The sequence below is a fragment of the Mesorhizobium sp. WSM4829 genome (assembly GCF_055811475.1).
In genome coordinates this window covers 38,891-52,617 of the sequence record NZ_JBVVQJ010000027.1, presented here as the reverse complement: position 1 = coordinate 52,617, position 13,727 = coordinate 38,891, and the positions used below count along the sequence as shown (strand labels likewise).

Annotated in this window: 18 protein-coding genes and 1 tRNA gene; 10 read left to right on the top strand and 9 right to left on the bottom strand. The window is 60.2% G+C overall.

All coding sequences use genetic code 11. The features are described 5' to 3' along the window. Positions 1–65: 65 nt before the first annotated feature. Positions 66–275, top strand: coding sequence for a SlyX family protein (locus tag AC0L17_RS23500; RefSeq protein ID WP_091600472.1), 210 nt, complete (start codon positions 66–68; stop codon positions 273–275). A gap of 289 nt (positions 276–564) precedes the next feature. Here AC0L17_RS23500 and AC0L17_RS23495 read toward each other — a convergent pair whose 3' ends face one another. The 3 genes from AC0L17_RS23495 to AC0L17_RS23485 all read right to left on the bottom strand — a co-directional run bounded on the left by AC0L17_RS23495 (position 565) and on the right by AC0L17_RS23485 (position 2,799). Beyond that, positions 565–1,554 carry a BMP family lipoprotein gene (locus AC0L17_RS23495; protein WP_023797496.1) on the bottom strand — a complete coding sequence of 330 codons (990 nt, stop codon included), beginning with the start codon at positions 1,552–1,554 and terminating at the stop codon, positions 565–567. 186 nt (positions 1,555–1,740) lie between these two features. Further along, on the bottom strand, positions 1,741–2,403 hold the full coding sequence (msrA, locus tag AC0L17_RS23490) for a peptide-methionine (S)-S-oxide reductase MsrA (protein WP_023797495.1): 663 nt from the start codon (positions 2,401–2,403) through the stop codon (positions 1,741–1,743). 78 nt (positions 2,404–2,481) lie between these two features. Further along, positions 2,482–2,799 carry a hypothetical protein gene (locus tag AC0L17_RS23485; RefSeq protein WP_473517571.1) on the bottom strand — a complete coding sequence of 106 codons (318 nt, stop codon included), beginning with the start codon at positions 2,797–2,799 and terminating at the stop codon, positions 2,482–2,484. Between the two features lie 363 nt (positions 2,800–3,162). Here AC0L17_RS23485 and AC0L17_RS23480 point away from each other — a divergent pair. After that, positions 3,163–3,252: transfer RNA gene (locus AC0L17_RS23480), tRNA-Ser, on the top strand. 338 nt (positions 3,253–3,590) lie between these two features. On the opposite strand, the gene AC0L17_RS23475 is transcribed toward AC0L17_RS23480, so the two are convergent. The 4 genes from AC0L17_RS23475 to AC0L17_RS23460 form a co-directional block, all read right to left on the bottom strand. Then, entirely contained in the window at positions 3,591–4,235 is a 645-nt protein-coding gene (locus AC0L17_RS23475) for a DUF1127 domain-containing protein (protein ID WP_473517570.1), read from the bottom strand. A 1,070-nt stretch (positions 4,236–5,305) separates the two neighbouring features. Continuing rightward, the gene (locus AC0L17_RS23470; RefSeq protein WP_473517569.1) at positions 5,306–5,662 is read right to left on the bottom strand and encodes a hypothetical protein; all 357 of its coding nucleotides are present in this window, start codon (positions 5,660–5,662) and stop codon (positions 5,306–5,308) included. Positions 5,663–6,194: 532 nt separating this feature from the next. Continuing rightward, positions 6,195–6,911, bottom strand: coding sequence for a hypothetical protein (locus AC0L17_RS23465; RefSeq protein WP_473517568.1), 717 nt, complete (start codon positions 6,909–6,911; stop codon positions 6,195–6,197). Between the two features lie 360 nt (positions 6,912–7,271). Then, positions 7,272–8,117 (bottom strand): ATP-dependent DNA ligase, encoded by an 846-nt coding sequence (locus tag AC0L17_RS23460; RefSeq protein WP_473517567.1) that lies wholly within the window; start codon positions 8,115–8,117, stop codon positions 7,272–7,274. A gap of 122 nt (positions 8,118–8,239) precedes the next feature. Between AC0L17_RS23460 and AC0L17_RS23455 the strand changes: the two genes are divergently transcribed. Beyond that, entirely contained in the window at positions 8,240–8,428 is a 189-nt protein-coding gene (locus AC0L17_RS23455) for a DUF3606 domain-containing protein (RefSeq protein WP_091595632.1), read from the top strand. Between the two features lie 60 nt (positions 8,429–8,488). On the opposite strand, the gene AC0L17_RS23450 is transcribed toward AC0L17_RS23455, so the two are convergent. Both AC0L17_RS23450 and AC0L17_RS23445 read right to left on the bottom strand, forming a co-directional pair. Continuing rightward, positions 8,489–8,896, bottom strand: coding sequence for a hypothetical protein (locus AC0L17_RS23450; protein WP_091595630.1), 408 nt, complete (start codon positions 8,894–8,896; stop codon positions 8,489–8,491). Positions 8,897–9,122: 226 nt separating this feature from the next. Next, positions 9,123–10,013, bottom strand: coding sequence for a LysR family transcriptional regulator (locus AC0L17_RS23445; RefSeq protein WP_473517566.1), 891 nt, complete (start codon positions 10,011–10,013; stop codon positions 9,123–9,125). A gap of 138 nt (positions 10,014–10,151) precedes the next feature. Here AC0L17_RS23445 and AC0L17_RS23440 point away from each other — a divergent pair, with 138 nt between their 5' ends. From AC0L17_RS23440 to AC0L17_RS23410, 7 genes are all read left to right on the top strand, one after another. Then, positions 10,152–10,877: an SDR family oxidoreductase gene (locus AC0L17_RS23440; protein ID WP_473517597.1), complete on the top strand. Its 726-nt coding sequence runs from the start codon at positions 10,152–10,154 to the stop codon at positions 10,875–10,877. Between the two features lie 85 nt (positions 10,878–10,962). Further along, positions 10,963–11,235 carry an Atu4866 domain-containing protein gene (locus AC0L17_RS23435; RefSeq protein ID WP_473517596.1) on the top strand — a complete coding sequence of 91 codons (273 nt, stop codon included), beginning with the start codon at positions 10,963–10,965 and terminating at the stop codon, positions 11,233–11,235. An 84-nt stretch (positions 11,236–11,319) separates the two neighbouring features. Next, on the top strand, positions 11,320–12,081 hold the full coding sequence (locus AC0L17_RS23430; RefSeq protein WP_091595693.1) for an NYN domain-containing protein: 762 nt from the start codon (positions 11,320–11,322) through the stop codon (positions 12,079–12,081). Between the two features lie 132 nt (positions 12,082–12,213). After that, positions 12,214–12,444 (top strand): hypothetical protein, encoded by a 231-nt coding sequence (locus AC0L17_RS23425; protein WP_473517565.1) that lies wholly within the window; start codon positions 12,214–12,216, stop codon positions 12,442–12,444. Positions 12,445–12,611: 167 nt separating this feature from the next. Next, positions 12,612–12,872, top strand: coding sequence for a DUF982 domain-containing protein (locus tag AC0L17_RS23420; protein WP_473517564.1), 261 nt, complete (start codon positions 12,612–12,614; stop codon positions 12,870–12,872). A gap of 366 nt (positions 12,873–13,238) precedes the next feature. Continuing rightward, the gene (locus tag AC0L17_RS23415; protein WP_023797481.1) at positions 13,239–13,427 is read left to right on the top strand and encodes a DUF3606 domain-containing protein; all 189 of its coding nucleotides are present in this window, start codon (positions 13,239–13,241) and stop codon (positions 13,425–13,427) included. Continuing rightward, a complete protein-coding gene (locus tag AC0L17_RS23410) occupies positions 13,427–13,609 on the top strand; it encodes a hypothetical protein (protein ID WP_236375745.1) in 183 nt (60 codons plus the stop codon). The genes AC0L17_RS23415 and AC0L17_RS23410 overlap by 1 nt, the downstream gene beginning before the upstream one ends. The last annotated feature ends 118 nt before the right edge of the window (positions 13,610–13,727 follow it).

The following is a 13,727-nucleotide window of genomic DNA, read 5'->3' as shown; positions in this document are numbered from 1 at the left end:
CCCGCGCGCTTGTCAATTTCGAACGTGGCCGCAGCCTGCACAATCGCCTGGATCGAGGAACTCAAATGACCATGCCCGACGACCGGCTGACGACGCTGGAAATCCGCGCCGCCGAGCAGGAGAAGACCATCGAGGAACTGTCCGGCCAGATCGCCGAGCAGTGGAAGGTGATCGAGCGCATGCAGCGCAAACTCGATGCGCTGGCCGACCGCTTCCTGGCGCTGGAGGAACAGGCCGCGCCCGACGTGCCGGTGACCAAGCCGCCGCACTGGTGAGCTTGCTGATAAGCAAGAAACCGCCGGGTTTTCACCGGCGGCTTCGAGCGGATCGGCAAGGTCGCGATCAATAGCTGGGCTACGCTGTGGAAAGCCGACGCTTTCGCTCTACGATGTACCCCCACCCCTAACCCCTCCCCACAGGGGGGAGGGAGACTTCCGTTGGCGCTGACCTCGGCAAATTGGCTCGCGGCAGCGTTCCCTCCCTTGTGGGGAGGGTTAGGGTGGGGGTCCTCTTCGCAAGAATCCGGTCCACCTTCGCAAGACACCAAATGCGATTGCCCTGCGATCAATAAGGGCAGGAATTGTCCGACATGTAATCGTGCACCTTGATGGTACCGGCGATGATGTCGGCCTTGGCCTTTTCAACCGCCGCCTTCATCGCGTCGTCGACAAGCGCCTTGTTGTTGTCGTCCATGGCGTAGTCGACACCGCCTTCCTTGAGGCCGAGATCGTTGATGCCGCCGGTGAACTTGTCGTTCTTGGCATCCATGAAGGTGTTGTAGACGGCAACATCGACGCGCTTGACCATCGAGGTCAGCACCTTGCCGGGCTGCAGTCCATTCTGGTTGGAATCGACGCCGATGCCGAGCTTGCCGCCGTCGGCCGCTGCCTGCAACACGCCGACACCGGTTCCGCCTGCCGCTGCGTAGATCACGTCGGCGCCCTGGTCGATCTGCGTCTTGGCGATCTCGCCGCCCTTGGCCGGATCGTTCCAGGCTGCCGGCGTGTCGCCGGTCATGTTCTGGATGACATCGGTCGCGCCGGCCGCCTTGGCGCCACCGACATAACCGCAGCCGAATCGGCGGATCAGCGGAATGTCCATGCCGCCGATGAAGCCGACCTTTTTGGTCTTCGAGGCCATCGCCGCCATCACGCCGACGAGATAGGAGCCTTCCTGCTCCTTGTAGACGACGGAGCGGACGTTGGGCTTGTCGACGACCATGTCGATGATGGCGAATTTGGTCTCGGGAAACTCGACGGCGATCTTCTCCAGCGCATCTGCCCAGGAGAAGCCCGCCATGGCGATTGGATTGCGGCCATCCTCGGCGAAACGGCGCAGCGCCTGCTCGCGCTGGGTGGCGTTTGAGACCTCGAATTCCACATAGGCGATGCCGGTTTCGGCCTTGAACTTTTCGGCGCCGTTGTAGGACGCTTCGTTGAATGACTTGTCGAACTTGCCGCCGAGATCGTAGAGAAGTGCTGGCTGGATGTCCGCGGCGAAGGCCGGAAGAACCATCGCAGTTGCGGCCAGGAGGCCGAGAACGATACGTTTCATGTGATCCACACCCTGTCGGTTATTTTTCCGTTATGCACCGCCTGCCTGCCCGGTTTTCCGGCAGGCATGCGACATCAGACAGGAGTGTCTTCCTCCCGCTTCGGGCCAATTTGGCACGGCCCGAAGCAAAATTCACGCGGAATTTTGACCTGTTGGAAAAGCCGGGATCATCGTCCCGCCAAGGCCTCAGGCGGAGACGGCAGCCGGGATGGCGCAGGTGACGCCGGTGCCCTGCAGATTGCAATAGCCGTAGGGATTCTTCGCCAGATATTGCTGGTGGTCTTCCTCGGCGAAGTAGAATTCCGGTGCCGGCGCGATCTCGGTGGTGATCTTGCCGCGCCCGGCGCCGCGCAGCGAGGCCTCGTAGGCGTCGCGCGAGGCGATCGCCGCCTGGTATTGCGCATCGCCGAAGGTGTAGATCGCCGAGCGGTAGGTGGTGCCGACATCGTTGCCCTGGCGCATGCCTTGCGTCGGATCGTGGCTTTCCCAGAACAGCTTCAGAAGCTGTGCATAGGACACGATTTTTGGGTCGTAGACGACCAGCACGACTTCGGCATGGCCGGTCAAACCGGTGCAGGTTTCCTGGTAGGTCGGATTGGGGGTGACGCCACCGGCATAGCCGACGGCCGTGACCCATACGCCCTCGACCTGCCAGAACATGCGTTCCGCGCCCCAGAAGCAGCCCAGCCCGAACATCGCCTTCTCCAGCCCGTCGGGATAGGGGCCCTTCAGCGGCCGCTTCGAGACAAAATGATTGGATGCCGTCGGGATAGGATTGGCGCGACCCGGCAGCGCCTCGGCAGGTTTCGGCAGGTTGAGCTTCTTGTTCAGCATGTCGCTAAGAAACATGTGCAGTTTCCTTTCCTTTTTGGTTGTGGACGCCTTGGTTGGGGACGCCAGAAGATCCTTAACAACAAATTATCAAGTCTAGGCGAACCGCCCGGTTGCCCGCTCCCGCCTGTAGCCGATCATGTAGAGAATGAAGGCAAGCCCCGCGAACACCGCGAAGCCGGGCTGGTTGAGCACCCAGGCGATGGCGCCGTCCCACAGCAGCGGACCAAGCCTGTCGCGGACGAAGCTTTCGAAGGCGCTTCGCGTATCCGGCGAGACGGCGAGCCAGCTGGTGTTGAGCGGGGTCATGACCAGGGCGGAGGCCGCCACCGAGCGCGTCGCGTCGACCACCGCCATGATGACCGAAACCGAAAGCGCAACCATTGCGGCAAGACGGAAGACGAAGCGGAACATCCTACCTCCCCGCAAGCTTTTCAGAAATATCTGTATCGGCCTGATAAATAGGATCTGCGCGCTTTATCCGCAATGCGACACGCGAAGTTGAACCGACGCCGCCGGTTCGCGTCGGAGAGGCGTCGGTCGGCTAGGAACAGAGCAACTCTATCCGACAAAGCGAATAGAGCGTCTTGGCATTCGGCACCGGATCGACTAGATGAGCCCCGCGCCCTGTTGCTTTGACGGCTCAGGAGCGGGGGAAAGGGTGTCCGCTGGTTGACGGCACCCACGGTGCGGCGTTTCGCACCGGAATTTCCCGAGGGAGACGGCATCTCCCCAACCCGCGCGCGGCGAAACCGGCCGCGGTGAAAATGCCAGGACGGAGAGGTGGCCGAGTGGTTGAAGGCGCACGCCTGGAAAGTGTGTTTACGGGAGACCGTAACGCGGGTTCGAATCCCGCTCTCTCCGCCATATGCCATTGATTTACTTGCGCAAATGGTTTTTCCTTTCTTCTTGCGTACGAATTTAGGTACGACATGAAGTTGCAGAAATTCAGGCCGAGATGGAGATATGTTGCTTCGTTAGCGTGCACGAAGCTGCCCCAATTTGCGAGCCTGGTGCCGGTCCTTGGGTAAGCTGTGCTTTGGGGCGACTCGTTTCAGGCGTTTGTGATGGAATTTTCCAAGCTCGGCCCATCTCTGTGGTTTTAGGCGGGGCGCGACCCGTATGCAGAAGACCCGCCGCTACATTTGCGAAGCGACGGGCCTCCACCCCACCCCATATCTTACCAGGCAAGTACGGTGCCAGACTTATTGACCCATTGCGGGGCGTAAGGGGTGACAGCCTGGCTCTGTGATTGTGGCCCCGTGCGTAAACCAGTGCGTGCCGGACTCGGCCGGCTTGAGTTCATTCCGCCAATGATGGCCCTGCTCCGCAATTTCAAAATGACCCACTACCGCAGCTTCTGGGCTCTCGCCCGGAATGGCGTCATTCTCTCTTCGGGGAGAGCGGGCGTGGGCAAAGGCCTCCGCAGGGCGGGTGGCGCGGCTTCGCAAAGCGCACATGATTTCGTCACGAGAGATGCCGATGTCGCCAAGGACGCCATCGGGTAAACGGCTCAACTGGTCCGTTGCCGATAACAGAGCCTTTCGCTCGGCGTGCGTGCCCATACGGCGGGCGGTGGCTGGCCCCGGGCCACGCATATAATAAAGCTCCGGCCGGTAGCGTCGCGCGGCGAATTTGCGAAACGCCGCAGCAAGTTTTGTGACGGGAGCCAAGAATTTCATGACCGTTCCCTTTCCCTTCGCCGGCTTGAACGAGCCGGCGGGCCTGGATGTTGCAAACAAGGATATGCCAGTCGAACCAGGCTCGGCTGTGGGAATTCCCACACCGGGGAAAACATTGGAAAAATCCGCTCCCAGTTTTGCTTTCCGGAAAGCGGGGCCTGCGGCCATCAAATTTCCTTGGATAGGGAGTACACCTGATTGAACAAGAGGCTGTTGTGACAGGCTCTCCGGCCTTCATCTCAAGACCTTGCGATGCCGACCTCGCCGCGCTGACCGAACGGTGGCACGAGCGCAGCTATCGACACAACGAGCTAATCATTTCCCACGGCGACACTGGTCATGCATTGACTCGCAAAACCGCGATTTCAATTAGCATGCGCTTAATTAGTTCCAATTTTAACGAATCGTTGACCGCGCTGTCCCAGAATAGGACGGCGCGGTCAAACCCCAACCCGGGATTGCGCAGGCGGCTCCGGCAATCCAGCTCCCCCGCCTCACTGTCGGAGCCGCTTCCACACTCCTCTAGAATTACCAGCAACGGTTGAATCAACTGTTACCGCACTTGCTTTCCAGTGCGCTTCCCAGTCGTTAAACTTTGATGGATCAGGGCTCTCGCCTTCACGGTTTGACGCTGAGACACCCATCAGCAGCGGTGTGGCTTCTAGCCGCAAGCAATTGCTTGAAGCAGTTCCCGATACCACATGGTGTTCCATAGCCAGCCAAGCGAGATGAACTCGCCCGACGCAGTCGCTGCCCTCCACGGTGGAAACCAGACTATTGGATCATGGCGATGACGTACGGCCAACCTTTAGGAACCAGAAAGACATCATGCCTGAAAATACCAGACTGCCAACGAGTGACGTCCCCCTCATCAAGCTGGGCAGTTGTCAATGCCGCTTCCCGGTTCGCGAAGATCGGTCAGTGCCCGGCGGTCACCGCTTTTGTGCTGGGCCAACTTCGCCTGACCGCGTGTACTGCGATCACCACCACAGCATCGTGACCGCCGTCGAGCCTCGTAGAGCCCGTTCGGGTTTCCACCTCGCTCAACGACGCGCCGCGTAAGTAGATACCGGGCGGCTGCACCTCGAACCGGTCTCAAGGGCTCGATGTGATGCTCTCCCACGTGTTCGGGCACCCACATCGTCGGGCCGAGCAGTCCAAGAGCGCCGCAGAACCATCCGCATTCCATTGAACTCGCTGGAGCCATCGAATTGCGGTGGCTGCCGGTGACAATGGTATCAGCCACGCATCATCGAGTGCAGGATGGCCTGCATGTGCTCTTCCAGGTCAAGTTCGCCCCGTGCCTCAGTGGCTAACAGGTACTCGGCCTTGGCTCGGCGGTCGCCTCGACTGATCGCAGGATAGGAGCAGATGGCCAGCAATGCTTCCTCTTCAATTCGGTCTGCCCTCTTGCGGTCGTGGCTGCTACTGCCCGCTCGATGAACAACCCCGTGGAGCGCGACATAGGCCGCCTCATGGGCTCCGATCAGCGCCTGCAATTCGGGCGAGGTACCTTCCCCTTCAGCAAACGTCGGGTCAACAACCGAGGCTACGGCGGTGAACGCAAGAAGTGTACGGCGGGTGATTTCGGGCATGCCTCATATCCTTGCAGTCTGATCATGCAGGAACACCATAGCACCGAAACAACAGTTCGGAGAGGCGCTATGGAATGGGGCAGCGTTGTCTGCTGACAAAAATGTATCCGTTCCCGCAGTTGCTTGCCTCGCCTACTGCTGGCCGGTTGGGCCCGTCCTGTCGCCGTTTGGATTTGGTGCCGGAGCCTCGCGCACGTCTCGTGGCGGCGGGTCCACATGTTCAGGCTCCGGCGATGCTTCCTTGTCGGGACGACGGACAGGTGTCTTCTTCGGGGCGAGCTTCGGTGGCGGGTCTTTGATCTTGTTTGGCATATCCAGTTAACCGGATCGCCAAGCTCTGGTTCCGGTGTGCCCATCAAAAGGCCCCGCCACCGTGAGGCAGCGGGCAACGGGTTGCGGGAACAGAAGAAGACAAAAAGGTGCACGTCACGGTAGAAAACCTTCGAGTGCCGGCGGCGGCTGAAAGGAAAGCCGGGCACGGCTCAGATCAGCTGCTTCAGCCGGGAAGGCAGCAAGGTCGCTTCGAGGAAGCTTACCTAAGAAAATCCGGCAACGTTATCTTGTGTCCATTCCGGTCGAATTCCGAGGTAAAGCTGTAGGACCGCGAGAACTCGAAGCTGACCTTGTCGTACAGGCCGGGTTTGCTGGAATAATCCTGCAGCTCTTTAAACAGGATTTTCTGCTCGAAAGGCCAAGCCAAACCATCGTCCACGCCAGGCACCTCGCCGCAACCGACCTCGATGTCGACGACAGTCTTTCTCGATTGGACGTCCCCCAGAAAATGAAGCTGTCTATGACGGTCGGCGCGTTTGGTGTGCCCGTAGCTGTTCAGCTTGAAAACCTCCACAAGATACTTGACTTCTTTACCGACAATCTTCCTGTTCTTTTGATAATATATCTTGGTTTGCCTTACCCGCTGGATCAAATATTCCCTCTTGCACTGCGGTGCCGAGATTGAATTGTGGAATAGCAGGTAGTGCACTGCTCTGTTGGCTCCAGATTCCTTCCGAAATCCTTTCGCATAGTAATCATCCAGGAATTGGTCTATCTCGACGCCAGCTTGCGCTGCGGGCTCCTTTTCCTCACGGTACACCTTGTTTTTGCTGTAGGTTTTCGGATCGTCCAAGGCTCCCGACTGCCTGGTGTCGCCTTCCATCCCTCGGCGCAATGTGACCTGCTCCAGGATGATCTCCGATGCCGATAAAGGTACCGAAAAGAGCACAATGCCCAGAGACAACAGATACTTCATACTTCACGCACCTCAGCGATAGCATGAGCCACGGCAGACAGTTGAACCGGGACATTGCGGCCAATTCGCGGCCTGGTTGCCGCCCAGCCGGGCATGTCCGTAGCGGGCTCAATCGTCGCATAATCGCATAATACAGCGGTGGGCACGCCCATTGCCGAGCGCCCCACACAGATCCGACGAGCCCAATCAAGGCAAGGGGCATACGGCTCCTGCTTCGGCTGATTGACGGCGAAGCGCTGGTGCGGCCAAGGATGAAGGTTTGGGCAGCCAGTCGTTGGCCAGCCGCGTGAACCAGGTCACGACGTCCTTCTGGCTGCGGCGCCGAAGCGCCCGTCGCCCAAAGGACGCAGGCAAAGCGCACTACTCCTCGTCACTAAAACCCAGCAGCGACGCGTTGCGTATCTGGCTGTGGTCGCCGCGAAGATGCTTGATGCGCAGATTTACCCCGGGCCTGAGCCATTGTGTCCCCGGCCGCTTCTTCATCGCCTCCGGCGGCGGCCCGGCGTGCTCCCGAACCCGCTTGAACAGCCGCTCCTTCATGTCGCGGCCGAGGCTGATCAGGGCAGAACCGACATATTTCCCGGTGCCGGGCTGTGCCAAAAGGGCGAAGGCTGCCTCGCCGGGCTGGCGCTCGACGCCCAACAGTTCGAATTCATCGACCGTGAAGCTCTTGGTCGTCAGCCAGTCCGAGGTCAGGCCGCTGCAATATCTGCTGTCGGCGCGCTTTGAGACAATGCCCTCAAGCTCGACCTCCTCGACGAGGTGGAAGTGCGACTGCGCGTCACCAGGCAGGGCCTCGCTGAACCGAATCCGGCTGTGCGGCTTGATGATACCGCTGAGAATTTCGCGCCGCGCCTTGCAGCCGATGTCGCGCAGGTCATGGCCGTTGAGGTGCAGAATGTCGAATGCGCACAGGTACATCCCATAGGGGTTTTCGTGGAGGGCGTTCTGGAGCGCGTTGAAGTCGGGCATGCCGGCCGTGTCGGTGACGACCGCCTCGCCGTCGATGATGGCGTTTTTCACCTCAAGCTCCGCCGCGGCTTCCAAAATGCCCAGGTACTGACGCGTCCGGTCCTTGCCGGTCTCGGTATAGACGCGAATATCCTCGGGGCTGTTGATAATGACCTGGGCGCGGCAGCCGTCCAACTTGATCTCGTGAATCCAGTCGTCACCCTCGGGCGGCATGGCCGCCAGCCTGGGTTCCATCGGGGGAATGAACTCTAGCCGGCCGGTGCCGGCATCTGCCCGCCTGCGCATGGAACCCAGTCTAGGTCATCGGCGTATATTAGCCATAGTGAATATGATAAAGTTCTAAAAGGACGTGCGATATGGCAGACGACAAAAACAAACGCGACTTTCGCGACCGCAACAAGATATCGGCGGACGATGATTATGAGGTGAACTTTTTCGCTCTGCAGAACAACATCACGCCGGAGCAGGTGCGCGAGCTGATCCGCAAGCACGGCAACGATCGGGCAACTCTGACCGCTGCCGCGAAGGCATTGCCGGCACAATGATGACCAAACTCTCAGAGGTGCCGCGAGCCTTTTGTTGGCTCAGCAATATCCTGACATCGTTTAGCGTGGAACCGCAGGCATTCCCGAGACTGAGCGCGCCGTTTCGGCGGAGAAAACCACGAAGGCAAAGATGAGCACGCTGGCAGCGACGATCATCGAGCCGGTGGCGACGATCGGCTCAAGCGCCGGATTTCCATGCAGCATCAAGTAGAGGGCCGGCAACATCACCACCAGGCCAAAATTATAGACGCCATAATGGACCATTGCGATAGTGCGGGCGGCTTTTGTCGGGTTCAGGGCGTAGTACCCACCGAATATTGCACTTGTTACCCATCCCAGGAGATTGATGTGTGCGTGAGCCGGGTAGGCGCCGTGATTGCCTGAAATTGCCATTTGCAGGCCGGCCGCAATTCCCAGAATAAGAAAGACGATCGCTGTCTTGAAAAAGAGTTCCGAGATTTTCGGCATGTCATGTCCTCCCAAGCCGTTGCAGGCGGCCCGGCAGCCTGTTGGGGGTGACCGGCTGGCCACCGGGCCTAACCGGCTTGCGCCGGCTGATGAAAACATGCGCTCACACTAATATAAATGCAACATCGAGATACCGGGTGCGCACAGCGGAGTTTGACGATCTGGACTCCCGTCCCGAAGCGGGCGGCCGGAAAGCGATTTCGGTTCAATCGTCGCGTGGAAAACGCTAGTCAGGACGCCGCAGGTGTTCGACAAGCGCGCGCAGCTTCGGCGCGACGTTGCGACGGCTCGGATAATAAAGGTAGAAGCCGGCAAAGCGCGGGCAATAGTCGACGAGAACCGGCACCAGTTCGCCCCGAGCGATCCACGGGCGAAAGCTTTCCTCCATGCCGAAAGTGATGCCGGCGCCGGCAATGGCCAGCTTTATCATCAACGCCATGTCGTTGGTCGTGATCTCCGGCGCAACCGCGACGCTGAACTCCTTGCCGTCCTCGGCGAATTCCCAGCGATAGGGCGCGACCTTCGGGGCGCGGCGCCAGCCAATGCAGCGATGGCCCGCGAGTTCCTGCGGATGCGACGGCTCGCCAAACCGATCACGATAGGCCGGCGCGCAGGCGGCCAGCTGCCGCTCGTCACCGGCGACAGGCACCGCGATCATGTCCTGCTCGATCACCTCGCCGAGCCTGACGCCGGCATCGTATCCCTCGGCGACGATATCGAATTCCTCGTCCGTCACCGTGATGTCGACCTGAACCTCGGGATTGGCTTCGGCAAAGGCCGCCAGGAACGGCCCTGAAAGAAAGCGCTCGGCGATCGACGAGACGGCGAGCCGCAGCTGCCCGCGCGGACGCCCGCGCAGGTCCCCGGTGCTCTCCATTGCGGCGCGCATGTCGGCAATGGCGGGCGCTATCTCGGCGTAGAGGCGTTCGCCAGCCTCGGTCAGGCTGACGCTTCGCGTCGTGCGCTGGACGAGCGCGATACCGAGCGTCTCTTCCAGCCGCTTCATCGTCTGGCTCACCGCCGAGCGGGTGACGCCCATTCGGTCCGCAGCCGCGCGAAAGCTCCGCTCCTCGGCGACGAGGGCGAAGACGGCAAGCGCATTGAGATCCGGCTGCATTGGTTAGCTGTGCTTTCGACGCTGTAAACGAATGGTCGTCTTATCGCTACAGTGAAACAGATCCATCTTCGTGGCAACCGCTGCATGGCGGTTCAAGGATCAACCAGACGGAGACCGAACATGTCCCTCAACCCAAACTTGTCCCCCAACAAAGTCGTGCTCATCACCGGGGCTTCGAGCGGCATTGGCGCCGCCATCGGCCGGGAGCTCGGTGCCGCCGGGGCAAAGGTCATGCTGGGTGCGCGCCGCACCGATCGGCTGAACGCCCTCGCAGAAGAGATCAGGGCAAAAGGCGGGGAGGCACTGACACGCCGCCTGGACGTGACCGACCGCGCCGATGTCGCCGCCTTTGCCGAAGCGGCGCGCCAGGCCTGGGGGCGCATCGATGTGATCGTCAACAATGCCGGCGTCATGCCGTTGTCGCTGATGGCCTCGATGAAGATCGACGAATGGGACCAAATGGTCGACGTCAACATCAAGGGCGTGCTCTACGGCATCGCTGCGGTGCTGCCGCAGATGACGGCCCGAGGCTCCGGCCATGTCGTCAACATCGCCTCCATCGGCGCGCTTTCGGTATCGCCGACAGCCGCTGTCTATTGCGCAAGCAAATACGCGGTCCGCGCCATCTCCGATGGCTTGCGGCAGGAGCACGACAACATCCGCGTCACCTGCATTCATCCCGGCGTGGTCGAGAGCGAGCTCGCCGACACGATCACCGATCCGATCGCAGTGGAAGCGATGAAGACCTATCGCGCCATTGCGCTGCAGCCCGACGCGATCGGCCGTGCCGTGCGCTTTGCCATCGAACAGCCGGACGATGTCGACGTGAACGAGATCGTCATCCGGCCGACAGCCAGCAGGTAGTCCGATGAAACAGATCTCCATACTTGCCGCTGCCGTGCTTGTTGCCGGCGCGGCCGGCTTATCCGCACAGAAAGGCTTCGCCCGGATGAATATCGCACAAAATACCGCTGCACGACCTTCGGCAAGCCACCCCTATGTCGGGATGTGGGTCACGGCGGATGGCCATATCCGCCACAACTTGCTTCCAAATGGTCGCTATGACGAAGCGCGCGGGAACCGTGACAGCGCATACCAGGGGCGCTATGAGATCCGGGGAAATCACATCGAATACTGGGACGACACCGGCTTTACCGCTGACGGAACGTTCATCGACGGCGTGCTGCACCACGCCGGCATGATCTTGTATCGGGCGAAGTAGATGACGTCCGTATCTCGATAAAAAGGTTTCGCATGGCGCCGCTGCACCATATGCATTTGGTACAGCCAAAAACAGGGGCTCACCTTGCCGACCGAACCACGTTCTCCACGGCTTGCAGTGCTGATCGACGCAGACAATACCTCGGCCAAGATTGCCGACGGTTTGTTCGAGGAAATCGCGAAGATCGGCGAGGCAAGCGTCCGTCGCATCTACGGCGATTTCTCCAGCACCCGCTCAAAGGCATGGGCCGACGTGCTGTCGAAGCATGCGATCATCCCGCAGCAGCAATTCGCCTACACCACCGGCAAGAACGCATCCGACATCACGCTCGTCATCGACGCCATGGACCTTCTCCACAGCGGGCGGTTCGAAGGCTTCTGCCTGGTGTCGTCCGACAGCGATTTCACCCGCCTTGCCGCTCGCATCAGGGAGCACGGGATCGACGTTTATGGGTTTGGCGAGCAGAAGACGCCGGAGAGTTTCCGGCAGGCTTGCCGCCGGTTCGTATACACCGAGAACCTGCTGCCGACTGCGCCAGCCAACGCGAACGATGCGGCGCCGACGAAGTCCTTGCAGCCGCCCAGCGCCGCGACGCCGATCATCACCAGGGTCATTTCACAGATGGGAACCGAGGACGGCTGGGTGCCGCTCGGCATTGTCGGCAATCAACTCGCCAATCTGGCATCGGACTTCGATCCCAGGACCTTCGGCTTTCGCAAGCTGAGCGATCTCGTGCGCAAGACCAATGCCTTTGAGATCGATCATCCCGAGGGCGGAGCGATGCGTATAAGGGTCAAGCCAGCTGCGAAGGGCAGAGAGAAATCGAGGTCGGCAGCATCGCGCTGAGCCCTGCAAAAAGCTAGCTGTCCCAGTCCAATCGGTGTCCGATCGGCCTCTGGTCGGACCACAATTTCGCTGGCGGAAATCGCCGTTCGGCGTATCATTCTGGTGGGAAAGGCTTCATGGTGGAGGATGCCAATGAACGTCGTTTCGAGAGCGCCTGTCGTTGACTTGCCGGCCCATGAACTCGTTTCATCTGCGCTTTCAAAATTCCGCGCCGGCGACACCATATCGACCAGAGCCGCAATAGACACCATCCGCCGGGCAGGCCCAGCTTGTACGGACAGCGACGACCAACTGGTCGAGCTTATCGTCATGACCGCAATCGGCAGGACCATGGGGATCGTGTTCGACCATCGGTGCCGCTGATGCACATCGCCCGGCCCGCAATTGGCTTGCGCACTGTCTAAAATGAGACTGGCGACATAAGCCACTCAGTAACCATGAATTGTGATCGGGATTGATCGCGCCATTCGCTGTCGGAACGAATAATCCGGCTGCGCCGTTGCTGTCCTTGGAGTCGAGGAGTGGCGGCAATGCGTGATGAACAGTTCGACGTTCCGGTGACGATCGAGAGCGAACGCACCGGACGCCGGCTTTCTGTGACGAGGACGGTCCAGGCGGCCTCGCTTCTGGTCGACAAATGGCCAACCGAAAAGCGCGGGCCGAAATATCGCGCGGCCTTGAAAGCCATGATGGATGCGATGGAGCAGCGGCGGGCGGTTGGCACTGCGCGGCGTGCATTCACGGCGGCAGCCAAGGAAGCCCATGTGTTTGTGCGCGAAGGCCGGCGTTAAAGCGCGTCACGTCTGAAAAGCTCGATGCGACGTGCTTTTGGTTCTTGTTTTTAGGGATGTCGTTGCCCAAGACCGCTGCGCAGCTTTGGGCGACATGCATTGCTCCTGTTTATGCATGTCGTTGTCCCAAAACCGCTGCGCACTTTTGGGCGACATGCATTAAGGAACCTCACGAAATCTCCGCCGTTATGCTCCAGGTCCAAGAGACTGTTTCGAAAGTCGCTCCGGCGAGTCATATGGTGGTGGTTTCGAGAACCGGAGCGCAGCGGACGTTCGGGTCCGTGAGCACCGGAAGCGCAGAAAACGCCATCAGATGGCCGCCGGAGTAGACTTTCCAAACAGCCTCTAAGTGAGGAGAGAACTACCATGCCAGACGACAAGACCAAGACCGACAACCGCGATCGCTCACAAGTAGCCGGCGACGAAGACTATGAGGTGAGGCATCTCGCCGAGGAAGCCGGCATCACTCCCGACCAGGCTCGCACGCTGATCAAGCGCCACGGCACCGACCGCAAGGTGCTGAACGAAATCGCCAAGAGCATAAAGGCATTGTGATGGCTGACAAACGGACCGAAATGGCCGATCGGAAGAAACGCGAACCGGACGACAAGGAGGCCCTGCGCCTGGCCGAGACCACCGACGTTTCGCCCAACCAGGCGAAGGATCTGATGCGCAAGCACGGCAAGGACAGCGCCAAGGTCGAGAAGGAAGCCAAGAACTTCAAGGCCGAAGGCTGAGCAGCCGATTTGGCGGAGCGCGTCCGCCCTTCGACTTCCCGCATCAGCTTCGCACCCGCCAGCCATTCGCACGCCGGACGACAGCCCCATCCCATTCTTCGATGAACTCGGCTGGAAG